Raw genomic sequence first — 26,399 nt, forward strand, 5'->3', positions numbered from 1 at the left:
GGGCTGGTTTTTTATAGAGCTAACTTTTATGGATCTAACTTTATCAAATTAACTTAAGATTATCTAAGCAACATAGCTTTAGACGATCAACTCATTAAATAACGGGGTTAATGGTTGGAATTTTCTGCGTCTTAGGACTATTTTTCGTTATCTCATCCGCTGCTTCTGCCTGCTGATTAGGGTTCTGATTACTAGCGAATTTAGGATTAAATATTTGAGTTTTTGGTGCTACAGGTAAGCCAATTTCAGCCAGACTGTCGGTCTGCCCTGCTTGGATATTATCCCCTTCAAACAAACGCTCATTATCATCACGCTCAAGGCTTAATGTCTCAAAATCAAATAACTCACGATCGGCTAATTGCGACGGTGCCACGTTTTGCATCGCTTTAAAGATAGACGCTAAACGCTGCGGATGGGCATCATCCCATTCGCGTAACATGTCATTGATAATCGCCCGTTGTAGATTGGTTTGGCTACCACACAGATTACATGGAATAATTGGAAATTCTTTTAAACGCGCGTATTCAATAATGTCTTTTTCTTCAACGTACGCCAGCGGACGAATAAGCAAGTTTTGCTTATCATCGCTTAGCAGTTTTGGTGGCATCGATTTAAGCGCGCCGCCGTGGAATAAGTTTAAAAAGAAAGTCGCGAGCATATCATCGCGGTGATGACCAAGGGCAATTTTGGTCGCGCCAATTTGTTTGGCAAAACCGTATAGCGAGCCGCGACGCAAACGTGAACAGGCCGAGCAATAAGTTTTACCTTCTGGCACCACGCTTTTGACGATACTATAAGTGTCTTTTTCTAAAATATAATGGGCGATACCTTGTTCGTTCAGATAAGCGGGCAAAACATCTTCAGGATAACCAGGCTGCTTTTGGTCGAGATTGACCGCGACGATATCAAAGCTAATCGGGGCAATGCGCTTAAGTAGCAATAAAATATCGAGCAACGTATAGCTGTCTTTGCCGCCTGACACACAAACCATGATGACGTCGCCATCTTCAATCATATTAAAATCGCGAATCGCCCATGATACTTGACGACGAAGCTTTTTTTGTAGTTTGCGAAATTGTGCCGTTTCAGTCGGTAGCAGTTGCGTAGATGGCGATTGCTGCTCAGCCGTACTATCATTGTTTGTGGCTTCGTCAAATTCATCAGCAACATCAGTATCTTCCGCATAGCTATCCCAGCCAATATCGGTAGAACTAGCATTTGTAGAAGCAGTATCGATAGAAACAGCATCAAACTGAGGGGTGATTTTTGGCGTAAACAAGGTCGCTACGGTCATAAGTTACTCAATATCTTTACAAGTTTAATTTTGCTACAAAGTTGTTGGCAATATTTTTTGGCAGGCGTGCTTTAAAAGCAGCGATTATAACAAATTTTGCTAACGGATTGAAAACTAGCACAAAATTAGTGGCACTTTAATCCTACTTTAATAACACCCCCAAGCTTATGTAATGATGCTATGTTTGCTATGTTTGCTATGTTTGCTATGTTTGCTATGTTTGCTATGTTTGCTAGAATAAGCATTTTTCATAGACTAATAATAGATACGAATATGACTCTCGTTACTGCGCAGACCTCCGCTACCAATCCAAAAAACGACGCTAACTCAACCGCGCTGCATAAAAGCCAAAATACCGTCGTGCTTCTGTCGGGCGGCCTTGATTCCGTGACTTGTTTATATTGGGCAAAGGCACGCTATGCGTCTGTGACAGCGGTCAGTTTTAACTATGGTCAACGTCATAATAGTGAGCTTGTCGCTGCCAAAGTCATCGCTGAAAGCGCAGGAGTCAATCATCGTATTATTGATATCGATATCGCGCAGCTTGGCGGTTCATCACTCACTGATCACAGCATGATTGTCCCTGACGGCGATACTGATAAACTCTTCAGTAAACATCGTAATGAAGTCGATAACGATGCCATACCAAATACCTATGTGCCTGCGCGTAATACCATATTTTTATCTTATGCCTTAGCAGTCGCTGAAGTGACCGATGCCAACCATATCGTCATTGGCGTAAGTTCAGTCGATTATTCAGGCTACCCTGATTGCCGCCCAGAATATATCACCGCTTTCGAACACATGGCAAATCTTGCCACCAAAGCTGGCGTTACTGGTCATCATTTATCGATTCAAACACCGCTGCAGCATTTAACCAAAGCAAAAACCATCGAGCTCGGTTTATCGCTAGGGGTCGATTATGGGAAGACGATTTCTTGTTATCAGGCAGATGCCAAAGGTCTTGCTTGCGGTGTCTGCGACAGCTGTGTGCTACGTCGCCAAGGATTTGCTCAAGCTGGGGTTACTGACCCTACCCATTATCAGCTTTAATAGTATTAATAAATACTGTAAAAACAGGTTTATAGCTATCTTAAAGTAAGAGTATAATTGCCTTTACGCAAAAGCCCATTAAACATTTGCGCAACATTTGCTTGCATTAACACAGCACGCTGCCGTTGTATTTTAAGCGATTTCCTTGCTATGGTATGGGCGACTATATCAGTGACGACTGTTAGCTGCTCATGGTTAGGTAAATATAATGAGTCATATATACATAGAAAATCTCCTATATATTTATCTATAGACGTTATAACATGAGTGACAAAATCATTAAAAACACTATTAATTAGATCTATTAATTAAAAAGTGACAAAATAAAACGACCAAGATTTTTATAAAAAAATCTGAGAAATCGACGCGACCCGTAGAGGATGTTTATGAAGTTTTTGCCCGTATTACCCCTAGCCCTAGCTGCTCTGTTTGCATTGCCACAAGCAAATGCTGCCGATATCAAACAGACTAATATCAATACCTGTGTTAATGGCGCGGTCAAATATAAAGTCGCTGACAAAAATACAGCGACCAAACTATGCAAATGCACCATCGGTGTCCGCAGCAATATGACCATCGGTCAGATGTGGGAAATCGAAAGCTACGCGCAAGATAAAAAAGACCCATCAAGCTTACCCTACGTGAAAAAAATGCAAAAAGACTTGCAGCAATGCACGGTTGGCTTGGATTTAAAGCAGCCACAAAAACCCGCTTAAACTACTTAAAAAATACTTGCTACAAAAGACTGGTCATTGCCAGTCTTTTTTGTTGCGAATGAATAAGTGAAGTGTAAAACTGGCTAGTTATTGCGATGAATCTGCTTATAATAAGACCACTGAGCATAATATACGCATAAGCGAAACTAATAAGGATTTTATAATGGCTAAGCCGACCACTGAAACTATTACCCTACCCGATTTTCCAGTCACCATCGTACGCGAGCTTGACGGCAACTTTATTCATGACGATATCAGCCTAAAAGAACTGGTCGCTCATACCGATAAAGGGCTTATCTTATATTTTTATCCAAAAGACAATACGCCAGGCTGTACCACGCAAGCGACAGACTTTACAGCGCGGCTTAATGAATTTGATGAATTGGGCTACGATATCATCGGTGTCTCGCGCGATAGCGTTGAATCTCACGAAAAATTCATCGCCAAGCATAATCTGCATATTCCGCTTATTAGTGATAATGACGAGAAACTGTGCCAATACTTCGATGTCATTAAAGAAAAAAATATGTATGGAAAAATTAGCTTAGGTCTTGTACGTTCTACCTTTGTCTTTGATAAAAATGGCACCCTTACCCATGCGCAGCGCAATCTGAGAGCAGCAGGCTATACTGAGCGTTTACTTACGACGCTAGCAACCTAGTTTTATTAATGATTTTTTGATAATTTTTAGAACCTATCCTCTATGATAAAATCCTCCTTATTTGAGAATAATATGAATAAACAGCCTGATAGCGCTGCTGATAATAGCAATAATAAAAAAGTGACACGCAAGGTATCGGTTGCAGTCATTGGCGCCGGTACTGCCGGTCAAAACGCCTTTCGCCAAGCCAGAAAACTAAAAGACGACGTCTTGATTATTAATGATGGGTTTTGGACGACTACCTGTATCGCTGTTGGTTGTATGCCAAGCAAATTACTGATTGCCGCCGCTGACCGCGCCCACGATGCCAATCATTCTGGCGAGTTTGGTGTGCATGCCAGCGTGCAAATAGATGGTAAACAAGTCATGGAGCGCGTACGCGCAGAGCGTGATCATTTTGCCAGCTATGTTGAGGAGCAAGTAGAGAGTTGGCCTGCAGAGACAAAAATAGCCGGTCGCGCGTATATCAATAAACAAGGCTTAATTGAGGTCAATGACGAGCTGATCGAAGCGGATAAAATTATTGTTGCCACTGGCAGCTCAACCTTTATCCCAGATGGCTGGGCTGATAAGCTTGGTGATAACTTACTTACCTCCGATAGCGTCTTTGAGCTACCCGATTTACCAAAGTCATTGGCTGTGGTTGGTGCAGGCGCCATCGGCTTAGAGCTTGCGCAAGCCTTTACTCGTTTAGGCGTCGACGTTACTTTATTTAATCGTGTCAAACGCGTGGCGGGTCTAAAGGACGATGACATTAGCAGTAAAGCCATTGATTGCTTAAGTCGTGAGCTGACCATGCATTTGGGTAGTAACATTACCGACGTTGGCACTCAAGAAAATTCGGCTAATAAAGACTCAAATGAAGGCTCAGTTGCCTTTATTGATTACGAAGATAGCGCAGGTCAAACGCAGCAATGGCAAGGTCAGTACGTTTTGGTCGCCACCGGTCGCCGCAATAATATCGATGCGCTCGGCATTGAAAACCTAGGCGTTGAGCTTGATGATAAAAATCGCCCAAAACAGCTTGATAAAAAAACCGGTAAAATCGGTGATTTAGAAGTCTATATCGTTGGTGATGCCAATGCCAACCTCCCTTTATTACATGTTGCCAGTGATGAAGGTTTTAGCGCGGGTAGCATGGTTTGTGAAAATAACCAAGATGCTTATATCCGTCCGCCTGCTACGCCATTTTCTATCGTATTTTGCTCACCGCAAATCGTTAACGTCGGCATGTCGCTACCTGAAATCCAAGCAGACTCAGAGCTTGAACATGTCATCGGAAGTTTGAGCTTTGATAATCAAGGACGCAGCCGCGTGATGGGTGTTAACTGTGGTTTATTGCATATTTATGGTTGCAAAAAGACAGATAGAATCTTGGGCGCAAGCATGGTCGCTCCTGATGCTGAATATATCGGGCATATATTGGCCATGGCGATTACCAATGATATGAGTATCAAAGACATGCTTGATACGCCTTTTTATCATCCGACGATATTAGAAGGCTTGCGTACCGCATTACGTGACGTGCAGCGACTGATGAAGATACCTTATCAATCGCATGATACCCAAGAGGGTAATTTTTAAACGTCTGTTTGGTTCGGTGCTTTAAGTTAATTTACAAGCAGATTTTTTATTACCCATCTTATTTAGCCCTAAACTTTGCATGGATAAAACAATGGCAATCGCTAGTATTACTGACTTCTTTCAAGAGATTGTTCGCGACCTACATACTAGCCTATACCTTGCTATTGGCGGCACTATAGATGAAGACTCCTTAGACTGGTCAGCTAAATCGGTAGAATTGGTGAGTACGGGTATCAAAATCCTCATACTGTTGGCGGTATTGGGGTTTTTTTATTGGCTTGCGATTTATATTGTCAAAAAAAGCAAAACCAGAATCCGCTTAAATGAACGCCGGTCTAAAATTGTTCGCTCAGTGCTGCGCTATATTTGGATTGTGACCAGCTTGATAGCTATCATGAGTCAGCTAAACTTTGAGCCGGAGACGGTCAAAGCTACTGCCAAAGCCAGCACTTGGGCGGGTATTTATTACGTGCTGTGGACGTCATCAGGGCAAATTATTCATAAAGTCCTGCAGCATTATGGTCTGAACGCTTCTATTGAGCAGCTGCTTAAAAATATTTTATCTGTGCTGTTATTGGTCTTAGGTCTTGCCAGCGTCATGGCACAATTTGGCTTCGATATCGTGTCATTGGTAGCAGGTTTGGGTATCGCTGGTTTGGCGGTCGGCTTTGCTGCTCAATCTACGCTTGCCAACTTTATCGCTGGCATTACTATCTTGCTTGAGCAATCGTTTCAAGTGGGCGACTGGGTCAATATTAATGATAATGAAGGGCGCGTCGTGGTTATCGCTTTACGCACCACCCATGTCTTAACCCGTGACAATATCACCGTTATTATTCCTAACTCGAATGTTGCTTCTTCTGTGGTCACCAATTTAACCTCAAAAAACTTTATACGCTTTGATATCCGCATGCGTATTGCTTTTGAAGATGATATCGAGAAAGCGCGCGAAGTAATTTTGCAGGTATTGGCTGATAGCGAAGTGGTGCTAAAGCGCCCTGAAACGTCAGCGACCATCGACGAAATTGGCGAATATGGTGTATTTTTTATCGTGCGTTTTTGGGTCAAGCCTGCGGCGGTGGCGCGTATGCCGAAAATTAAAGAAGGCTTACGAGAGCATATAAAAAGTGCCTTTGATGCGGCAAACATCTCCACGCCCTACCCGCATATGCGCCTGCTGATGCCAAAAGATGTCGATTATCCTATTGCCACCAAACCCTTTGCCACTACTACCCAGTTGGTTACAGAAGAGGTATCGTTAAAAACAGAAGAGGTATCGTTAAAAAAGGATGATAAATAACGTTTTATTAAAGCGTGCTCCTAATCTAGAAAAGTAAGTTTAAAAGCCTGAAACGACAGAGAGTACTTCAAACATAGCTCTCTAGGATATGGCAAGAACAACTAGCGTAGCTTGTAAGGTCTAAAAAAAGCTCATATATTTTGATAGCTTATATCGTGAATATACTCTTAAAGATTTGCTTATGGATTGCTATAACCATTATCATATAAATGCAGCATTTTTAAAACAAAAAGATAATAACCTAAATCGGAGTAAATAATGATTACCCATGTACCTGATATGACTTTCAAAACTCGTGTTCGCGATGACTCTATCGGAGGAGACAACCCATTCATATGGTATGACCTAACCACAGATGAGTTATTTGCCAATAAAAAAGTGGTGGTGTTCTCACTACCAGGTGCCTTTACGCCAACGTGTTCGACCAGCCATCTACCGCGTTATGAAGCGCTTTATCATGAATTTAAGGCGTTAGGCATAGATGAAATCGTTTGCATTTCTGTCAATGATGCATTCGTCATGTACCAATGGGGCCTAAAGCAAAACCGTGAAAACGTTTTCTTGCTTCCTGATGGCAATGGTGAGTTCACTCGTAAAATGGGCATGCTGGTTGATAAGAGTAATCTTGGCTTTGGTATGCGCTCATGGCGTTATTCGATGCTTGTCGACAATAAAGCCATCAAAAAAGTATTCAAGGAAGCTGGTTTTGACGACAATTGCCCAACAGACCCGTTTGAAGTATCAGATGCAGACACCATGTTAGCGTATTTGAAAAGTAATGCTTAACCACGATGCTTAAGTACAATGCTTAAGTACATTGGCTCTTGACTCGTATTGTCAGGCGTCGATAGATACTCAAATACTGATGCTTGAATACTGAAGCTCAAAAACTTTCGAACTGCTTATTTCTTAAACATAAGGGCTAAGCAGTTTTTTTATGTTTTTTTTACAAGAACCTCTATTATTGAGCGGTTTATTTTTCTCGCTTGACTGCAACTTATCTCATATTTATTAGCATTTTTAAAATGAGGACACGCCTTAGATTAAAAACCAATAACGAACCATTTTTTTTAATCTGACGCTAGATAGCCATGGTTTTAATAATGCCTCAAAGCCAAAATTTTAAATCCTGTTTTTTAATCAAAGCCACTTAAACCATCCATAGCGTAATTATGGTAAAATTAGCGGTTAAACATCTTATTTTATGATGTACTTTATTTATCAATATTTATCAATTTAGCCCACAGGTATCCGTATGACCGAAACAACCACGCCCAACTCATTACCAGCCACTTCAGCAGAGTTGTCGCTTGACCTTATTATTACCTGTGCCGATGGGCTTGAGGCACCGCTACAAACTGAGCTGACCAGTTTCGGTATTGCAAGTGATATCAAGAGTACCGGTCGTTTGGCAGTCACCGGTACATTACGCGACCTATATACCATTTGCTTATGGTCGCGGGTTGCCTCACGGGTGTTGATGCTGATTAAACGCAAAAATATCAATGCCGAATACGATGTGGCAGAGCAGCTTTATGGTTTGGCAAAATCGGTGGATTGGACGCAGCAATTTAGCTTAGAACAAACGTTCGCAATTCGTTTATCGGTTGATAAACGTGTGGCTGTCAGTCAGCAGTTTGCCATGCTTCGTATCAAAGATGCGATTGCCGATACCTTTAACGAAGTCTATGACAGCCGTCCTAACGTCGATAGTAAGAACCCAGATTTTTCTGTGTTTGCCACGGTCAATGACAAGCAAGCTGAGCTATATTTAGATTTATCAGGCACCAGTTTGCATCGCCGTGGCTACCGCGTGGCCATGACTGAAGCGCCGTTAAAAGAGAATTTAGCAGCGGCGTTGCTCTATAGCGCAGGTTGGCATAAGAAAAACGAACAAGGTGATGCGCCTTTCTATAATGCCTTAATTGACCCGATGTGTGGCTCAGGCACCTTTATCATTGAAGCATTGCTGATGCATTGCGATTATGCCGTCGGTATCGATAAAGCGGCCAATCAATTTGGTTTTTACGAGTGGCAACATCATGACGATGCGTTATGGAAACAAATGATTGATGATGCGCAAATGCGTTTTCGTGAAGCATTAGAAATTATTAACGAACAACCAGATACTTTGCCACTGATTTTAGGCTTCGATGCCGACAGCGGTGCGATTTTGGCGACAGAAAAGAACTTAATTGCCGCAGGTTTGCAGGATTTATTACCACTACTTGATCTTGAAACCCGCGCCCTTGACCGACTCAGCAGCATCTTAAAGCCATTGGCTGATGATGGTCGATTGAGCAATCCTTTAATCATCACTAACCCGCCTTATGGTGAGCGTTTGGGTGATGAAGAAATGATTAAACCTTTATACCAAGCGATTGGGCTTATTCTACAAGACAGTTTTGCAGGTAATGATATCAATCCAATGCTCGGAATCTTGGCGGCCAATGTCGAACAAGTCGATATCTTGCCGATTAAAGAGCCAAAAACCTTACGTTGTCATAATGGTGCTATTACGGTTTATTTCCGCTATGGCACTTTGATTGCTGGACAAACGGGTAATCTGGTCAGTCGCTTTGAGAAGCGTGAGATTGAAGTGGAAGAAGGACAAGACTTCATCAACCGTTTGCAAAAGAATCTTGCCAAATTGAAAAAATTGGCTAAAAAAGACACTGTCAGTAATTTACGCGTTTATAATGCGGATTTGCCCGATTTTAAAGTAGCGGTCGATTTATATGGCGATTATGTGCACGTGCAAGAATACGCACCACCAAAAACCATTCCACCTGAAACGGCGAAAAAACGCTTTAATTTGGCGTTAATGGGTATCCGTGAAGTGTTTGGGATTAACCGTGAACAAATCTTTATTAAAACCCGCGCCCGTCAATCTGGTAATGATCAATATAGCAAGCAAGGCAATACGGAAAAGCGTGGCAAGTTCTATGTCGCTCGTGAAGATGGCGCGTATTTTTATGTTAACTTTACTGATTATCTCGATACGGGTTTATTTATTGATCACCGTAATATGCGCGCCCGTATCAAAGACAACAGTCGTAATAAATCCGTATTAAACTTATTTGCTTATACCTGTACAGCAAGTGTCCATGCGGCTTTGGCTGGCGCAAAAAAAGTCACCAGCGTTGATTTATCACAGAATTATCTCGATTGGGGTAAGCAGAACTTTGCTTTGAATGGCTTAAATGTCAGTGGCAATAAATATCAATTCGTCGCCGCTGATATTTTTGAGTGGATTAAAGACAATACTGAGCAATTTGATATTATCTTTATCGATCCACCAACCTTTTCGAACTCGAAAAAGTTCCAAGGTACTTTTGATGTCCAGCGTGACCACTCTGCCATTATTAATCGTGCAATGAATCGCTTGACCGCTGATGGTATTTTGTATTTCTCCAACAACTTTACCCGTTTTGAGCTCGATGAGCAGTTGACTGAACGCTATGACGTTGTTGATATCACCCAAAAAACCATTGGTTTTGATTTTGATGTTAAAAAGCCGATTCATCAGAGCTTTGAGATTCGCCATCGTTAAGACTTATAGTTTAAGTTTAAGTTTAAGTTTATAGATTCTTATAAAATAGGTGCATATAAAGGTTAATCAGCGCATTTAAACATTGTTTTCTAATGTGAACATCGTATTCGCATTTAAAAACAGTCTTTTATAGTCAGTCTTATCGTATATATAGCTGTACACATAACAATGACCCAATCAGCTTTGATTGGGTCATTTTTTGTTGCTATGATAGAGCGTCACTAAATACTAGCTAAGTAATAGCTAAACAACCGTGAAGCGTAGATTTACGAGCGCTTTAATCCCACTATTGCGATTGTTTTTATTTATATAACTTAACTATCAAACCCTTAATCACTCTAATAACAAGGATAACCCCATGGCTTTATCACTTAATAAAGGCGGTAACTTATCGCTAACCAAAACTGACCCAAATTTAACCAAGCTACTTATCGGTCTTGGTTGGGATGAGCGCGCAACGTCTGGCGCTGAATTTGATTTGGATGCCAGTGTATTTTTACTCAGCACGGCGGGTAAAGTACGCGGCGATCATGACTTTATCTTTTACAACCAGCTAAAATCTGACAATGGCGCGGTTGAGCATACCGGCGACAACCGTACTGGTGAAGGCGATGGTGACGATGAAGTCGTTAAAGTAAACCTGACCCAAGTACCTGCTGATGTCGATAAAATCGTCGTCACGGTGACCATTCATGATGCAGCTGCTCGTAGCCAAAACTTTGGTCAAGTCGCCAACGCTTTTATCCGTGTTGTAAATGAAGAAACTGGCACGGAAGTGGTACGTTTTGACTTAGCAGAAGATTACTCTGTTGAAACCGCGATGGTATTTGGCGAAGTCTATCGTCATAACGGTGAATGGAAATTCCGCGCCGTTGGTCAAGGCTATTCAGGTGGCTTGCAAGCCATGTGTCAGCAGTATGGCGTCGATATCTAAATTGATATTTGACCCGTGTTAACAGCTTTAACTAGACAATAAACACGTCCAAAACTTAAAGTTATGCTATATCATTATGCGCTGTGATTAGAACTGTAAAATGTGGTTGCAAAATAGTCACAATTTTCAGTCGTTAAATGATTGGTAATGCTTTATGTTTCGTTTAAAATTATGCAAAAAAGCGGTTAGCGATAACCGCTTTTTTTGTGGTTAGTGTCTATAATAGACCGACCTTAGCTTTATGCAACCAGACAGGATGTGTCATGAGACATTTTTATTTAGACTTTATCTTCACAGCCATTGCCCTAGCGGTCGCGGCATGGTGGGGATATTCACATGGCGGTATGGGCGGTATGATAACCACCTTATCTATTACCGCTATTTTGGCCGTCATGGAGATTTCATTATCGTTTGATAATGCGGTGGTCAACGCTTCAGTCCTAAAAGGCTGGGACGAATTTTGGAAAAAGATATTTTTAACCGTTGGTATTTTAGTCGCAGTTTTTGGTATGCGCTTGGTATTCCCTATTGTTATCGTTGCGGTCACTGCTGACTTGGGTATTATGCAAGTGGTCGACCTAGCCTTAAACGATCCTAAAGAGTATTCAGCCAGATTATTGGCGCATCATGCTGAAATCTCAGCATTTGGTGGTATCTTCTTATTGCTGGTGTTCTTGAACTTTATCTTTGACGATAAAGAAGTACATTGGTTTGATTGGCTTGAGAGCCGCTTGGCAAAACTGGGCAAAGTAGATGCCATGAGTGTCTTTGTAGCGCTTATCGTGTTGATGATTGCGGTATCATTTGCCAACCCTAATCAATCAGCTGCGGTCCTAATCGCTGGCGTTTGGGGTATCTTGGTATACCTTGGCGTACAAGTGGTCTCGGGTATGTTAGAGGGCGATCTTGAAGCAGATTTGGAAAATGAAGAAAATGGCTCGGGCGCTGCAGCGACCAGTGCGATTATGAAAGGCGGTATTATCGGCTTCTTATACCTAGAAGTCCTTGATGCTTCATTCAGTTTCGATGGTGTGATTGGCGCATTTGCGATTACCAATGACGTTATCGTGATTATGCTTGGTCTTGCAATCGGTGCGATGTTTGTGCGTTCGATGACTATCTTCTTGGTCGATAAAGGCACGCTTGATGAGTTTGTTTACCTTGAACACGGCGCGCATTATGCCATTGGCGCTTTAGCTATCATCATGTTGTTATCGGTGAAATTCCATGTACCAGAGATTATCACTGGTCTGATTGGTATTGCGTTTATTGGTTGGGCGTTTATCGCTTCACTCAATTATCGTAAGCGCGAAGCGAAGTCGATTACTTAGTCTTAATTTTAGTTTAATTTTTACCACTAACTTTAAATTAAGTAAAAAGAACTTTGATAAAAGATATTAGCAATGACAGGTTATATCAAGCAATTGGTATAACCTGTTTTTGTATCTGTATTTGCATACTCTGAATAATTGAATGTTTTTGAATAATTAGCTAAATCTTCGGCGTTAATTTGAGTTTATATACACATTTGATGCATGAAAAACACCTTACCAATATATACCATCTTCAATACGCTCAACCTAGCTGTTTATTTTTACTTCCCTGCCAGCACTTTCTGCAATTTCGCCAATATCACACCATATAAAGGTAAAAAGATAAGCACGCCCATCACTATCTTAAACAAGTAGTCCATCGCGCCAATCTCAACCCAGTGCGAGGCCATAAAAGGGTCTGGGCTTTTATAAAAAGCGATGGCAAAAAAGCAAAAGCTATCGACCAGATTACCAATAAACGTCGATACTAAGGGCGCAATCCACCAAGTTTTAAGTTGGCGCAATTTATTAAAGATTTGGATATCTAAAAGCTGGCCAACGACATAAGCGCTGAAGCTTGCAAGAACAATGCGAAAGACAAATAAATTGAAATCTAGCAGATGCTCATGACCGACAAACTGTCCATCAGCAAATACGACCGAAAAATAGTACGAAATTGCTAGTGCAGGAAGCATCGCAAAAAAGATAATACGTCTAGCCAACTGTTGACCAAAAATTCGCACAGTCAAATCAGTAATCAGAAAAATAAACGGAAAGGTGACGGCGCCCCATGTGGTAATAAAACCAAATAGCCCGACAGGTATTTGCACTAAGTAATTACTGATAGCGATGATAAAGATATGCAGACTCGCAAGCCAGAATAAAGCACGGCTGTAGCGAATAGATTGAATCGGGGTGGTCAAAAGTGTACTATTGCTCATAGAAGAGTCCTTTTTTTAAGTCAGGGTAGAGGGAACCTGGGCGCGCTATTATAAATCATAATAAGATAAATAGCCAAAATAGGTCTAATATCGCCATAAATCACTTTTTTTATAAACAAAAATATAACTGTCAGATAGGCACACAAAATACGCCTTGCTTAGTAAGCAAACGCTTAGTATAGTAAAACGTAATGATAGGCAGGACATGGCGTACAGGTCGATTTATTGACCTTCTGCGCTCAGATACTTTCGCTAAGTCAGTTACTTTCGCTAAAAGAGTAATCACTGCCCTATTTTTAGTTTATTTTATAAAACCAAATCCACTTAACTATTAATCCAAAGGATATTTATATGGCTATTAGCTTAACAAAAGGCGGCAACGTAAACTTATCAAAAGAAGCGCCAGGTCTCACCAATATCACTGTCGGTCTTGGCTGGGATCCACGCGCTACTGACGGTCAAGAGTTTGACTTAGATGCGATTGGCTTTTTGGTCAATGAAGCAGGTAAAGTCCGCAACGACCAAGACTTTATCTTCTTTAATAACTTAAAATCAGACAACGGCGCGGTTGAACACACAGGCGATAACCGTACTGGTGAAGGCGACGGCGATGATGAAAAAATCAAAATCAACTTAGCTAGTATCCCAGCTGACGTCAGCAAAGTGGCTATCTGTGCCATCATCTATGAAGGCCAAGCTCGTAACCAGAACTTTGGGCAAGTTGGCGACGCTTACATCCGTGTAGTAAATGATAATGGCGAAGCTGAAATTGCACGTTATGACCTATCAGAAGACGGTAGCACTGAAACAGCGATGATTTTTGGTGAATTATATCGCCATGCTGGTGACTGGAAGTTCCGTGCAGTTGGTCAAGGCTTCAGCGGCGGTCTAGGTCCATTAGCTTCATCCTTTGGCGTTAATGTTTAAGATTAAAAGCTGAATTTGTAGAATCAAAAAAAGCCATCAAGTGTGTCCAATTATCACATTTGATGGCTTTAAAAGTAATTGGCTAGCAAAAGTTTGCTTTTAGCTAGAATTCTTTCGACAGGCGTTTAAAAACAAAGAAATAATTTAAAAAAAATTAAATTACTATTCTAATATTGATACAAGGATTTGCACCCTATGGCCGCAACGTTTAGCTTAATCGGCACTATTGAACCTTTTTTGCATTGTAACTTAAAAAAAGGCGACTCTATTTATTGTGAAGCCAATGCTATGGTGATGATGGAGTCGAACCTTGAGCTGAAAGGTAAGCTACAAGGCGGACTCATACAGTCACTGATGCGCCGCTTTGCCAACGACGAATCACTATTCCAACAGCAGATTGAAGCTGTCAATGGTGAAGGTGATTGTTTGCTGGCACCAACGCTAGATGGTGATATGCAAATACTTGATGTCGGCGCGCAGCAATATACGCTTAGTGACGGTGCATTTGTAGCGGCGCAAACAGGTGTCGAAGTCAAAGCTAAGATTCAGCGTAACTTAGGTGGCGCTGTCTTTGGAGATACTGGCGGCTTTATGGTGATGCAAACCCAAGGTAATGGTCAGGTAGTGGTATCGGGCTTTGGCTCACTATTTGAGATTGATGTCGAACCTGGCAAAGATGTCATCATTGATAACGGTCATGTGGTCTGCTGGGACTCGCGTTTAGAATACAAGCTATCGGTCGCCACCAGTAAGAAAAAAGGTTTTATGGGCAATATCATCAATTCGGTCACTAGCGGCGAAGGGATGGTTTTAAATTTCTCAGGAACTGGCAAAGTCATTATCTGCTCGCGCAATCGTGATAGCTATCAAGGCTGGCTACAAAGCATTTTAGGTACTAGCTCAGGTGGTCGCGGTGGCAGCAGTGGTTTTTTAGATAATATTTTATAATTTAAGTTTCATTTTATAATTTAAGTTTATAGCCGAGATTGATAGCTATAAAACAGCGCAGAAATTGATAACTAAAAACCAGCACTAAAAAATTAATTACTCCACTCACAATTATTATAAGGATTTTCCCATGGCAGTTAGTCTACAAAAGGGTCAAAAAATCTCCCTCAGCAAAGAAGCTGGCGGTGAGCTTACTCAAGTAAAATTGGGTTTAGGTTGGGACGTATTTCAAGGGGCGCAAGAGAAACAAGGCGGCTTCTTAGGCAAGTTATTTGGCGGCGGTAGCGGCGGCGACTCTATCGATTTAGACGCTTCATGTATTATGTTTGATGCCAATAAACAAGCCGTCGATGCGATTTGGTTCAACCAGCTACAATCAAAAGATGGCAGCATTCTCCATACGGGTGATAACCGCACTGGTGATGGCGACGGCGATGATGAAGTCATCAATGTTGATTTATCGAAAGTTCCAGCGAATGTAGTTTCACTGGTCTTTACGGTCAATAGCTTCACTGGTCAGACGTTTGAAACGGTAGAAAATGCCTTTTGCCGTATCGTCAATGCCAATAACAATACTGAAGTGGCGCGCTATAACTTATCGTCGCAAGGTACTCATACAGCAATGATTATGGCAAAAGTGTATCGTCATAATAATGAGTGGAAAATGCATGCGATTGGTGAAACGGCTTCTGGTCGTACTTTCCATGATTTGATGCCGGCTATCACACCGCATGCGTAAATAGTTTAAGCAGCCTGAATAATGACGACTGTTAGTAACCTATAAGCAATCAGCCCGTCTATTTATAATAGACGGGCTGATTTTTTGTATTAAATAATACTATTAAAGCGCTTACTTGCTACCACGCTTCCAGCTAAAGCCCCAATTAAAGGCTTTGTCCATCTCTTGATGGCCTTTAAAGTACTCATTAATACGCTCAACATTGATACTGCCATTTTGATTGACCAAACGTGCGATGGCGCACATTGGTAAATTACCAGCACCTTCCGTCAAACGGGTTTCAATCGGCGGCTGTTCGGGTACATGAATGGTCACGACGCCATCAGTTTGCGCCCAGTTTGGTGCGCCTTCATAAATGAAAGCAAAAATAAAGACTTCTTCAATCTGCGACCATTGTTGCCCATTGATATCGAGCCACTCACCGCCGCTGACTTGTCCGGTTCTATCATCGGCACGTAACAATACGTAAGGCGCTGATTGTAGATTACCAAAGCGATTCCCTAAGGCTTGAATCAGGGTTTTTTCACCATTTTTAAGATGAATCATCGCTCCAACATCAAGGTCAATACCAGCGGCTTTATGCTGCTTAAATAGGTCGCCGAGCAAGCCTTTTTTAGGCGCTTGCGTACTGCTATCTGGGCGTTGATTCCAATTAAGATTGACAGAAATTTTACCAAAATCATCACGTTTTTTTAGATTGATGCTAGATTGGTTTTTGGTTAAGGTAATTTTGCTTAGGTTAATTGACGAATTTTGAGACGCTGTAGGAATTGGCGGTGGCGTAGTTGTTTGAGGCACACTACCCGCTTTTTGCGTATTGATAGATTGAGACTGGCTTGGTGCTTGATTTTGTGACTGGCTTTGAGCTGGCGCTTCATCGGCAATCTCAACACCGAAATGCTCAGACAAAGGTTTTAAACCACCTTCAAAACCTTGGGCGATAAAACGGAACTTCCAGCTACCTTGGCGGCGATAACATTCCGCTAAAATAATGGCTTTTTCGTTACGTCCAGTTGCGCTTAGTTGGCAAGTCATCAACACTTGGCTGCCTTGTAATACCTGAATATCGACATCGCCGACTTGCGCAAGCGTTTGCGCACTAGAAAACGCGAGGGCTATCTTCTCAATACTTGCTGGCTGCGTAGGTAAGTTAATATCAAAAAATCCATCGCTATCATGACCACGGAAGCTTACGCTGCCATCATCGCTACGCGTCTGACCATAAAATATCATGTCACCATCGCCGCGTACTTTACCTGCAGTGGTCAGGCGATAAGCGGCACAATCGATGGCACTTTGGCTTAAAATACGGATGCTGATATTATCCGTTGGTAGCGGCGCATTGGCGCCAGCAATCAGTTTTTGAGATTGACTCATCATTTATCCTTTAGGTTATTTATTATTTGCTCATAAGGGTGCTGTTAACTATCGCTATATAGTAGCATGGATAACGGCTGATTTTTAAAGCGCACACCCGTTCAACAAAGCGTTAACAACCCTGCAAAAATATTTTTACAAATACTTAATGCTATTTTGTCAGCCGCATTTATAACGCTTAGCATTTGTATATAATAGACCTTGCTATAACCAATACTGTTAACCAACGCTGTTAACCAACGCCGTATTGCGCCTTGGGTTGTCGTCTTGTTAAATACCAGTCCTAGTTAGTCCACTCTAAAATTTATGATAACGCTGAGAGAATTATGAAAACCCCTGCTAACGAAAGCCTTCATACAACGTCGACTGCCGCTCCATCTGCCGTTTGGTTAGCCGAAGGTCAGTCAAGCCAGCGTGATATGTTAGCCAGCCTGCAAGCATTAAAAACCCAATCTGATACGCCATTCAACATTATCGCTTCACACCGTCATAATAGACCTGAGATTTTTGAGTTTGCCGATAGCGTTTACCGTGAGCCTTCTGCAAGCGCCACAGATAGCGATGAGCAAGCAATGCTCGAATCTGCTGAGCCATTAATGCCGCGTTGGGAGTTTGTCTTAGAGCAAGCCAAAAACAATAACGTCAAAGTGTTACTGACTGGACGTAATGGCATTGATTATGAAGCCCATCGTCCGGCATTTGACGCGGCTGGTATTCGTTTATTAACTGGGGCGACAAGTGTGGCGGCGTTAGAAGCAATAGATGATAAGTTTACATTTATGCAGCAATGCTACGAGCATAATATTCCCGTTGCCGATGCATGGCGCTTTGATACTCTCGCAGAGCTTGAGGCATTACTTGCTACGCACGGTCATCAGCCTTTATGCGTCAAACCGGTTACGGGTATTTTTGCGCAAGGATTTTGGCGTTTAGGCAAAGTTAAGGGAGCGGATAAAGAGGCTGGTAAAAATGCGGACAAAGAAGCAAGCGAGCCATACGATAGCTTTGAGCATTTATACTTTACCGAAGAGAAAAAAATTAATACCACGCAGTTTATCAATGCTTATGCAAACAGCCTAATGGTGCATGAGCGCCCTATTCCTATGCTGCTAATGCCTTATTTGTCAGGGCAAGAGTATTCTATCGATGTCGTTTGCGAATATGGCGAAGTATTGGCGGCTGTCACCCGTTATAAAACGGGGAAAATTCAGCATATCGGCTACGAGCAAGCGGTCATGGATGTTGTTATTCCACTGATCAAAGCCTTTGGCTGCGATGGTATCGTTAGCGTACAAACCAAAGCCGACGATGACGGTCAGCACCGAGTGCTTGAAATTAACAGTCGCCCCTCTGGTGGCATTGATTACACTACCCATAGCGGCGTCGATTTGACCCAAGTTGGTTTTGGATATTGGCTCGACTTAACCGATAAGCCAAAACTGGCTGATATCTCTCAGCAAATCATTCCCTGCCAAGTCCGCTCAATCATGGTCAGCGTAAAGATTGAAGAAGATGCTACTGAGTAAGCAAAAACAATGAAATAAAAAAAATCGATGGTAATAAATCGGCGTTCATAAATTGATAGCAACCGAATATATTCAATAAGAGGCAAACGATGACAGCACAAACCACGTTAGTGTTAGGGGCAAATACGGTTATCGCGCAATCGAATTGTTCGGTCGCTTTTGCGGCGATGAATCATCTAAAATTTGGTCAAGAGCTTGGACTATTATGGCTGCCTTTAGATGAGCATCGTAAAGCTGCCTGTAGTCCTGCTTATCTGCATGAACCAAAAGAGTGGGCGCAGCTCAATAGTAAGGATAATCCAAACGCATGGCAACTGGATTTGCCTGCATTGTTTGATAAACAAGGGGTAAGCTTTTTACAACTGATTGCTTATGTTTATCATGAGCCAAGCCTTAACTTACCTGCCGTTGAATTAAGCAAGGTAAATTTAACGCTAAACAATGGCGATATTGGCTATGAATTTACCGCAAGTGAGCGTCATGTCAAGGCGGCGATCATATTAGAAATATACCGACGTAATGGGCAGTTTAAATGTCGTGCCCTTGGGGAAAGCTCCACCCAAGGACTGGCAAGTCTTGAGCATCGAGTGCAAGTCAGCCTTGATATTCGTCCACCAGATACGCATGCGCTGATTCAAGAAAACCAACGCCAACAAAATATATCAGGAACTAATAACGAATCGCGCCCACCACGCCAAGTTCAGTCTGGTGAAACTTGGACAGGGACGGCCTTTGCTATTGATCCTTATCATCTACTGACTTGCTATCATGTCATTGAGTCGGCGGCGATGATTGGAATTCGCCAACAAGGACAGCCTGATCGTGAAGCACAAGTAGTATTAAGCGATATCGGCAGTGACTCAGCCATTATTAGAGTAAGCGAGCCGCTGCCCAGTTATTTACCCTTAGCACAGCGTTGTACTGATAATTTGGGTGAAACTATTACGACTTTAGGGTTTCCATTATCAGGATTGAGCAGCCAATTACAAGTGACTCAAGGCTGTATCTCAGGACTGACAGGACTTAGCGATGATATTCGTTATATGCAATTTACCGCGCCCATTCAACCCGGCTCTAGTGGCAGCCCTTTATTACTGCCGACTGGCGAAGTTATCGGCATGGTAACGTCTAGCCTCGTGCATGAACATGCACAAAATATGAACTATGCGGTGAAATTTCAGTTATTATCCGCCCTGCTCGCGAGCGCTGGAATTAGTTTAGATAACTTATCTGAGTCATTTAGTTCATCTGGCATGTCATGCACGACAGCTGCTGCGCTTACCACGCCGCAATTGAGTAAGCAAAGTCGCGGTGCTTTATGGTTAGTAGGATGTCAAGGTTAAGCAATCATTACAAATTGAGAAAATATAAAATAGTCACTTTAAAAAAGTGTATTAAGGAAAATAAATGCCAGCTAAACTCAAAAGTATTGCCGTACTTATCGATGCCGATAACGCCTCAGCAAAAAGTATTGGTTATATTCTGCAAGAGATAGAGAGTATTGGCCATATTACTTGTAAAAAAATCTATGGCGACTGGGGCAATGCGCATATCCAGAGCTGGCAAGAAGCATTGCTTAAATACGCCATCGACCCTATGCAACATTTCGCTTATGTGAAAGGCAAAAACGCCACTGATATCGGCATGGTTATCGAAGCCATGGATTTACTTTACAGTGACAATTATGATGGTTTTTGTCTGATCTCAAGTGATAGTGATTTTACTTCACTGGCTCTACGTATTCGCAAAAACCATGTAAAGGTATTTGGTTTTGGCAAACGCAATACGGTCAGCGCCTTTTCACAGGCTTGTGATAAATTCTTTTATGTAGAGGATTTATTGCCGAATCAGACAAATAACGGCTCCACTCAAACCAACATTTCGCAAAACCAAACACCTAAAAATGTCTCAAATCAGTGGACGACTAAACAGCTACAAACTCAAAACCACCTGATTAATGCCTTGAATAAAATCGTTAAAGAACATCCTAGTACACATAATGGCTGGTTAAATCTCTCTTATCTTGCCAGCCAACTTAGCCAAAATCATGACAATATTAAATTGGATAAGTATGGTTATGCGAAATTCTCTGATTTGATAATCGCTTTACGATTATACGATATAAGACGGCAATCTAATGGTATGTGGGCAAAACTAAAAGCGCAAAAAAACTCAACAGCCGCTATAATTTCTACTAAGAATATAACTAATACTAAATCAGCATCCAATCTCTTTGCCGCTGCGCCCATTATTATCAAAATTACAACGGCACCTACGATCGATGCCGTGTTATTTAGAGTAGATGCCACTGCAAAAGTACGTGGCGATGAAGACATGATATTTTACGGACAGACTCATAGCGAAGATGGTGCAGTCGAACTGGATCAACAGCTTGAAGCTGAGAAATCCATATCTGAATTTAGTTGTGATCTAAACCTCCAACCTGCCAATATTGAACAACTTAACTTTGCATTATCAAGTGAGCTTGAGAACTTAGCGAATGATTCTACACAAACACCTATTCAACTAAGCATCATTGATAAGCAACAGAATGCATTATTATTTTCAGGTGAGTTTGATGTACAAAATAAGTCAGGCAAAAGCTTGATTCTATTTACGTTAAACCGAGCAGGCATACAATGGCGATTTACGCCAAAGCATCAAAATATAGATGGCGACCTACGTTATCTTTGCGAAAAATATGGGATAGAAATAAGCGATGACTGATCTTAAAAATAACACAATACTTAATACCACGATATCTAATACTATGTATAAACGCAGCATCACCCTACCACGTGGCACCCTTGATCTAACCTATCAAACTAATGTGGCTACAGACAACAATAACGTAGAAAAGTCTGACAGCTATCAACTAGAAGACTTGCTCGATTTCGCTCAGCGTATTAACCCAAAACGCGCGTTTTTGTTTGTCTCAAAAGTCTTAGGTCGGCATATTCCAGTCGCACCAAGTACCATGCGTCATGCTTTTACTGATTTGGCGAGCCTAGTACCAGATGATTTGCCTGAGCCAATCTTGGTAATCGGTATGGCAGAGACGGCAGTTGGCTTATCTGCGGGGGTACATCAAGCGCTACAAACTCGCTATCCCAATGCAGTGTTATTAAACTCTACCCGTCATGCGCAACATGGCAGCGATAATAATCATGCTTTGCTAACCACATTTAGTGAAGACCATAGTCACGCCAGCCAGCATCTGATTTATCAAAGTGCAGATAAAGCGACTCAAGCGCAGCTGCTAGCGAGCAAAACCTTGATTATGGTCGATGACGAAGCGTCAACGGGCAACACTTGCGTCAATGTCGTTACAGCCTTGCTCAATGCTGGGCTTGACCAGTTACAGCAAGTCCATCTGACCACTCTGGTAGATTGGTCTTTAAATCAGCATCAGGGTGCAGCTGATTCTGATAACGCTGACTCGGAAGACGTTGCATCTGATCAGATCGCTAAACGCCTCCCTAATATTAAATTTCAACGCCATCACCTGTTGTCTGGTGCATGGACATGGACGGATGCGCCCAATCCTGAGCCAATTACGATGCCATCGGTCGATACCACTGAGGCTGGCAGTCATATGCTAGGTGATACTGGCAATTGGGGACGCTTCCCAACCTTAGATAGTACCAACGGCTTTGATAATTACCTTTTGCGGTTTCAAACTGCATTCAAGGTATTTAATAAGCAAGCCCAATCTGAGAAAGAAAATTTTGATAAAAAGCAGTTGCCCAAACGGATATTATTATTAGGCAGTAATGAGTTTGTTTGGTTACCGTTTTTATTGGCTGAATGGCTTGAGACGCAAACTCAAAACTCTACAGTTAATTTTAGTGCGTTAACACGTTCACCAATTGCCCTTGGTGGCGCGATTACCACTATGCTAAGTTTTAGCGATAACTATGGGCTTGGTATGACCAACTTTGCCTATAATGTTGAGCCTAGCGATTGGGATTTGATTGTCTTATGTGTAGAAACATCGGCGGATAGTGTTGATGACATGTGGAAAGGTTTGGATAATGTGTTGGTGGTGAGTCCGACGCTTTAAGCTGTTTTACAAAAGCCAGCTTACTAAGGCTATGTTATAAAAGCTGTCCCATTAAAACTATTCTTTAAATCCTACTTTTATTTTCACATTCAACACTTACGCACGCTTTTATGGCAAATAATATGACTACCCTATTTTTTCAAACCAACCCCGATATCGTTAAACCCTACGCGCTGATGGATTTGGACGATACGCTTTTTCAAACCCAACGTAAAATCGATGCATGGAATTTGCCGACGGCTGAACCAGAAAACTTAGTTTGCGCGACCGTTAATAAACAAGGTAAGCCACTAAGTTTTATGAGTCAGCGCCAAGCTGCGTTCTTTAATTGGCTATTGGCTAGTACCGAATTGATAGTGGTCACCGCACGCGACCGCAGTGAAATCAAACGCGTTAAGCTACCTTTTGACAGTTGGCAAGTCTTAACTCATGGTGCGATTATTCTTGATAAAGACGGTACGTTACAAGCGCAGTGGCAACAGCGTATGCATAGTCAGCTTGCACCACTGCAAGATAAATTGGAGCAACTAAGCCAATTATTTGCTAGTCATAGTGAAAATGACAGCAGCCAGCTGGTATTTACACCGCATATCGATAGCTTTAATAATGGTTCTGCTAATGAAGAATTGACCATTTATTTGGCTATTAAGCACGCGCAAAAAGAACATCAAGCGTTAGTAGAGCTAGCTAAAAATTTGCCAACGTTAATACGTGACTTTGAGCAAGATTTTTATGTGCACGTGAATGCGAATAATCTGGCGATATTGCCGCACGCGGTTCATAAACGTCATGCAGTACAGTTTTTATTAGATAATCATTTAGACCATCAGCTTCCAAGCTTTGGTTTTGGTGATAGCTTGGCCGATTTACCATTTTTGCAATTGCTTGACTGGTATGGCATGCCCAATCATGGTCAGTTGCATAATAAGCTTCAAGCATAGCCTTGAAATGACCACCCTAAGCGCGATACTTGCCGTAAAACCAATTATAACTACAGAGTATTCAATGACCAAAGCTATGACGCAAACACTAAATACATATGGCTCAGGTAGTTATCTCGCTAGCGATGTAACTGTACTGCTCGACATCGTTGATAAAGCGTCAGTTGCCGATGTACCGGTTAGCCAAAAAGAAGCTCTGATTCAAAGCGGTCAGCGCCATTATTCAGACATGTTGACGTTAGAGCAAGCACCAACTGCCATACACGAGCAATTGTATCAGCAAGCATTAGAGCAAGGAACAACCAGAACCGCGACTGATATTGCTAACTTGGCTTATACGCTACAGCAGATTTTTCAGCAAACTGTAGATACTGAACGTCCATTAGTATTAGTCAGCTTGGTACGTGCAGGTTTGCCAGTTGGCGTATTATTGCAGCGCGCTCTAGCAGATGCCAACAGCAGCTATGCGTTGCCAAGCGTGCATTATGGTATCAGTATCATTCGCGATCGCGGTCTTGATGCCGTTGCTTTACAGATGATATTAGACACTCATCCAAACAGTGACATCGTATTTGTCGATGGCTGGACGGGTAAAGGGGCTATTTACCAAGAGCTGGCTCGTAGCTTAGACGTTTTTAGTAACCCTAATCATCCAAATTTTGCCAATATTTTTCATCAAGGTGAAAATGTTATTCCCTTATTAACCCTTGCTGATCCGGCTGGCGTTGCTTGGCTAGCAGCCAGTGAGGATGACTGGCTGATTCCTTCAGGTTTATTGAACAGCACCATATCGGGACTAATATCACGCAGTTTATATACTGAGCCACAATCGGGGCTACATCGTAGTGTCTTTTATGATAGCTTGGTTGAGGTAGATCATAGCCTAGCCTTTGTTGATCATATTGATACTGCACGGCGGGCATTGTCTACGCCTCTCCAATACTTGCAAACGTTTAAGCAACCACGTTATCAGACCGCGGATTTAATCGATATGCTGGCAGCAGAGTATGACATTAGCAACCGCAATCGCATTAAGCCGACCATTGCAGAGGCGACACGAGCGATATTACGCCGTGATCCTGAGCGCATCTTGCTCGCAACCGCCGATCACCCTGATACGGTGTTATTGCGCCATTTATGTAGCGAGCGTGATATCAATATCACGGTATTAGGTGCTAAAATACTCCCCTATCAAGCGATTACATTGATCAAGCAGCGCGCAACAGATCGTTCATGATTTATTAATGTATTGATGCATTGCGAAAGAAATGTATCCATATTGCACTAGCAGCGCTGTTTTTATCATACGTCCTTATGCTATGACCTTCCCTCTATAAACCATTCATTTATCACTATTTACGATGCCAACTATGTCCGATATACCGCACAACGAGTCCAACCTTTATAATAACGATCAGTCTTACGCCCACCTGATTACTGAGCGTCATGCGATGCTTAAGCCGCATACTCATCACCCGTATCAATTGGGCGCCAGCCTTTACATGCCTGCGACGCGGCAAGATATTTGGCAAGTCATTACGCGCGAAAAATTATCGACGATTAACAGTATTATTATCTGCTTAGAAGATGCGGTCAGCCATAGCGATGTTGAGCTAGCGCTCATACGACTGCAAACGCTGCTACATACGTGGGCAGCGCATGTCGATAGTATCAATGACCCAGCAAAAAAACATGGCATTCAATCAAAAGCACAAACCGATCAGCCAACCAGACCTTTAGTATTTATACGTCCGCGTCATCCAGCGATGTTAGAGCAGTTGGCAGATTTTGCTCATATTGATTTGGTCGACGGTTTTGTGATGCCAAAAGTCGATATGTATAGCTTGTCTAATTGGCGCATGGCGTGTCAGAATTTAAGCACTGAGCATTTATTAATGCCGACGCTTGAGACGGCAGCGCTGTTTAACCCGCATCACAATCAAGAATTGGCAATCGGCTTTAAAGAAGCCTTTAGCCAGCCTGTTTTTGCCTTACGTATCGGTGGTAACGACTTATTTGCAGCGCTACGTTTGCGCCGTCCTAAAAATAGCATCGTCTATGATACCCCGATTGGTACGCTCGCCTATCAGCTGCTTGGCTGCTTTGTACCGCATGGTTTTTATCTTACCGCGCCAGTATTTGAATACTTAGAGCAGCCAACGCTGTTTATGAAAGAGCTGATGCGTGATGTAAACTTGGGACTGGTCGGCAAAACAGTCATTCATCCCAGTCAGATTGCTTTGGTACAGCAAGCGTATTGTGTGCCGTTAAGTACCTTGGATGAAGCGCAGGCAATATTACATAGCGAGGCAAAAGCGGTATTTAAATATAACGATACCATGCTCGAGCCTGCCACACACCGTGCATGGGCAACAGAAATCGTCAATCGCGCCGAGGTTTTTGGTACCCTTGATGATATCAATACTGACTATACGACTAGATTATAAATAAAGACATTAACCTTACTGCTTTAGAGTATGTTTTTAAAACTGCCATTTTAAAGTTAATCTGTTAATCTAAGTTTCAATA

General features: G+C 42.1%; 22 protein-coding genes. 19 read left to right on the forward strand and 3 right to left on the reverse strand.

Annotation, left to right across the window (positions count from 1 at the left end):
* Positions 1–94: 94 nt before the first annotated feature.
* Positions 95–1,294: a tRNA 2-thiocytidine(32) synthetase TtcA gene (gene ttcA, locus AC2FA3_RS06470; protein WP_490508876.1), complete on the reverse strand. Its 1,200-nt coding sequence runs from the start codon at positions 1,292–1,294 to the stop codon at positions 95–97.
* A gap of 273 nt (positions 1,295–1,567) precedes the next feature.
* On the opposite strand from ttcA, the gene queC reads away from it, so the two are divergent.
* From queC to AC2FA3_RS06515, 9 genes are all read left to right on the forward strand, one after another.
* The gene (gene queC / locus AC2FA3_RS06475) at positions 1,568–2,347 is read left to right on the forward strand and encodes a 7-cyano-7-deazaguanine synthase QueC (RefSeq protein WP_490508877.1); all 780 of its coding nucleotides are present in this window, start codon (positions 1,568–1,570) and stop codon (positions 2,345–2,347) included.
* A 386-nt stretch (positions 2,348–2,733) separates the two neighbouring features.
* Positions 2,734–3,063 (forward strand): hypothetical protein, encoded by a 330-nt coding sequence (locus AC2FA3_RS06480; RefSeq protein WP_490508878.1) that lies wholly within the window; start codon positions 2,734–2,736, stop codon positions 3,061–3,063.
* Positions 3,064–3,226: 163 nt separating this feature from the next.
* Entirely contained in the window at positions 3,227–3,724 is a 498-nt protein-coding gene (locus AC2FA3_RS06485) for a peroxiredoxin (RefSeq protein ID WP_201543727.1), read from the forward strand.
* A gap of 72 nt (positions 3,725–3,796) precedes the next feature.
* On the forward strand, positions 3,797–5,308 hold the full coding sequence (locus AC2FA3_RS06490; RefSeq protein WP_490508879.1) for a dihydrolipoyl dehydrogenase: 1,512 nt from the start codon (positions 3,797–3,799) through the stop codon (positions 5,306–5,308).
* 91 nt (positions 5,309–5,399) lie between these two features.
* Complete coding sequence (locus AC2FA3_RS06495; RefSeq protein ID WP_490508880.1) at positions 5,400–6,608, forward strand: mechanosensitive ion channel family protein; 1,209 nt, start codon at positions 5,400–5,402, stop codon at positions 6,606–6,608.
* 258 nt (positions 6,609–6,866) lie between these two features.
* Positions 6,867–7,394 carry a peroxiredoxin gene (locus AC2FA3_RS06500; RefSeq protein WP_490508881.1) on the forward strand — a complete coding sequence of 176 codons (528 nt, stop codon included), beginning with the start codon at positions 6,867–6,869 and terminating at the stop codon, positions 7,392–7,394.
* A gap of 469 nt (positions 7,395–7,863) precedes the next feature.
* Positions 7,864–10,161: a bifunctional 23S rRNA (guanine(2069)-N(7))-methyltransferase RlmK/23S rRNA (guanine(2445)-N(2))-methyltransferase RlmL gene (gene rlmKL, locus AC2FA3_RS06505; protein WP_490508882.1), complete on the forward strand. Its 2,298-nt coding sequence runs from the start codon at positions 7,864–7,866 to the stop codon at positions 10,159–10,161.
* A 358-nt stretch (positions 10,162–10,519) separates the two neighbouring features.
* Positions 10,520–11,095 (forward strand): TerD family protein, encoded by a 576-nt coding sequence (locus tag AC2FA3_RS06510; protein WP_025650997.1) that lies wholly within the window; start codon positions 10,520–10,522, stop codon positions 11,093–11,095.
* Between the two features lie 263 nt (positions 11,096–11,358).
* Entirely contained in the window at positions 11,359–12,426 is a 1,068-nt protein-coding gene (locus AC2FA3_RS06515; RefSeq protein ID WP_490508883.1) for a DUF475 domain-containing protein, read from the forward strand.
* 263 nt (positions 12,427–12,689) lie between these two features.
* Here AC2FA3_RS06515 and AC2FA3_RS06520 read toward each other — a convergent pair whose 3' ends face one another.
* Entirely contained in the window at positions 12,690–13,349 is a 660-nt protein-coding gene (locus AC2FA3_RS06520; protein WP_490508884.1) for a 7-cyano-7-deazaguanine/7-aminomethyl-7-deazaguanine transporter, read from the reverse strand.
* 351 nt (positions 13,350–13,700) lie between these two features.
* On the opposite strand from AC2FA3_RS06520, the gene AC2FA3_RS06525 reads away from it, so the two are divergent.
* The 3 genes from AC2FA3_RS06525 to AC2FA3_RS06535 all read left to right on the forward strand — a co-directional run bounded on the left by AC2FA3_RS06525 (position 13,701) and on the right by AC2FA3_RS06535 (position 15,963).
* On the forward strand, positions 13,701–14,276 hold the full coding sequence (locus AC2FA3_RS06525) for a TerD family protein (RefSeq protein WP_201543718.1): 576 nt from the start codon (positions 13,701–13,703) through the stop codon (positions 14,274–14,276).
* A gap of 195 nt (positions 14,277–14,471) precedes the next feature.
* Entirely contained in the window at positions 14,472–15,224 is a 753-nt protein-coding gene (locus tag AC2FA3_RS06530; RefSeq protein WP_490508885.1) for a TIGR00266 family protein, read from the forward strand.
* Positions 15,225–15,354: 130 nt separating this feature from the next.
* Entirely contained in the window at positions 15,355–15,963 is a 609-nt protein-coding gene (locus AC2FA3_RS06535; RefSeq protein WP_490508886.1) for a TerD family protein, read from the forward strand.
* A 111-nt stretch (positions 15,964–16,074) separates the two neighbouring features.
* Here AC2FA3_RS06535 and AC2FA3_RS06540 read toward each other — a convergent pair whose 3' ends face one another.
* On the reverse strand, positions 16,075–17,340 hold the full coding sequence (locus tag AC2FA3_RS06540) for a TerD family protein (protein WP_490508887.1): 1,266 nt from the start codon (positions 17,338–17,340) through the stop codon (positions 16,075–16,077).
* Between the two features lie 326 nt (positions 17,341–17,666).
* Here AC2FA3_RS06540 and AC2FA3_RS06545 point away from each other — a divergent pair, with 326 nt between their 5' ends.
* The 7 genes from AC2FA3_RS06545 to AC2FA3_RS06575 all read left to right on the forward strand — a co-directional run bounded on the left by AC2FA3_RS06545 (position 17,667) and on the right by AC2FA3_RS06575 (position 26,317).
* Positions 17,667–18,866, forward strand: coding sequence for an ATP-grasp domain-containing protein (locus AC2FA3_RS06545; protein ID WP_490508888.1), 1,200 nt, complete (start codon positions 17,667–17,669; stop codon positions 18,864–18,866).
* A gap of 89 nt (positions 18,867–18,955) precedes the next feature.
* On the forward strand, positions 18,956–20,209 hold the full coding sequence (locus tag AC2FA3_RS06550; protein WP_490508889.1) for a S1 family peptidase: 1,254 nt from the start codon (positions 18,956–18,958) through the stop codon (positions 20,207–20,209).
* Positions 20,210–20,273: 64 nt separating this feature from the next.
* On the forward strand, positions 20,274–21,593 hold the full coding sequence (locus AC2FA3_RS06555) for an NYN domain-containing protein (protein ID WP_490508890.1): 1,320 nt from the start codon (positions 20,274–20,276) through the stop codon (positions 21,591–21,593).
* Positions 21,586–22,929, forward strand: a complete 1,344-nt coding sequence (locus AC2FA3_RS06560) for a phosphoribosyltransferase domain-containing protein (RefSeq protein ID WP_490508891.1) — start codon at positions 21,586–21,588, stop codon at positions 22,927–22,929. The genes AC2FA3_RS06555 and AC2FA3_RS06560 overlap by 8 nt, the downstream gene beginning before the upstream one ends.
* A 122-nt stretch (positions 22,930–23,051) precedes the next feature.
* Positions 23,052–23,870: an HAD hydrolase family protein gene (locus tag AC2FA3_RS06565; RefSeq protein WP_490508892.1), complete on the forward strand. Its 819-nt coding sequence runs from the start codon at positions 23,052–23,054 to the stop codon at positions 23,868–23,870.
* Positions 23,871–23,877: 7 nt separating this feature from the next.
* Positions 23,878–25,107, forward strand: a complete 1,230-nt coding sequence (locus AC2FA3_RS06570) for a cysteine protease StiP domain-containing protein (RefSeq protein WP_490508893.1) — start codon at positions 23,878–23,880, stop codon at positions 25,105–25,107.
* 133 nt (positions 25,108–25,240) lie between these two features.
* Positions 25,241–26,317: an HpcH/HpaI aldolase/citrate lyase family protein gene (locus AC2FA3_RS06575; RefSeq protein ID WP_490508894.1), complete on the forward strand. Its 1,077-nt coding sequence runs from the start codon at positions 25,241–25,243 to the stop codon at positions 26,315–26,317.
* Positions 26,318–26,399 lie beyond the last annotated feature (82 nt).

This window comes from Janibacter sp. CoH_79_TC_3 (assembly GCF_058197955.1).